The 625-nt window shown below is 63.5% G+C and carries 1 pseudogene and 1 other annotated feature; the pseudogene reads left to right on the forward strand.

The features are described from left to right. Positions 1 to 625 (forward strand): annotated as a pseudogene (locus tag ABD906_RS09790) (IS3 family transposase); the annotation flags it as partial. Continuing rightward, positions 105 to 221 (forward strand) — a sequence feature (AL1L pseudoknot). Its footprint overlaps the pseudogene before it by 117 nt.

Below are 625 nucleotides of genomic sequence, written 5' to 3' on the forward strand. Positions count from 1 at the left end.
GGCATACGGCCTGGGCCGACGAGCGCGGAGCTGTCGCGGATCAAGGAGCTTGAACGGGAGGTTCGCGAGCTTCGTCAGGCCAATGAGATCCTGCGCAAGGCGTCGACTTATTTTGCGATGGCGGAGCTCGACCGCCCACTGAAGCGATGATCGCCTTTATCGACGCTCACCGCGATGCGTACGGGGTCGAGCCGATCTGCCGTGTGCTGCCGATCGCCCCGTCGACCTGGCACGAGCATGCTGCCCGACGAGCCGATCCTTCCCGATTGCCAGCCCGTGCAAAGCGGGATGAAGCCCTGAAGGAGGAGGTGCGGCGCGTGTTCGACGAGAACTTCGGCGTCTACGGCGTACGCAAGGTCTGGCGGCAGAGGAAGCGGGAGGGCTTCGACATTGCCCGTTGTACTGTCGCCCGGCTGATGAAGAGCATGGGCTTGCAGGGCGTGATCCGCGGCAAGCCGGTGAAGACCACCATCAGCGACAAGGCGGCACCTTGTCCACTCGACAAGGTCAACCGGCAATTCCAGTCGCCGGCGCCGAACCGGCTGTGGGTAAGCGACTTCACCTATGTGTCGACCTGGAGAGGCTTTGTCTACGTGGCCTTCGTCATCGATGCCTATGCCCGCCG

Origin of the sequence: Chelativorans composti, from assembly GCF_039541695.1 — a bacterium.
Classification (GTDB): domain Bacteria; phylum Pseudomonadota; class Alphaproteobacteria; order Rhizobiales; family Rhizobiaceae; genus Chelativorans; species Chelativorans composti.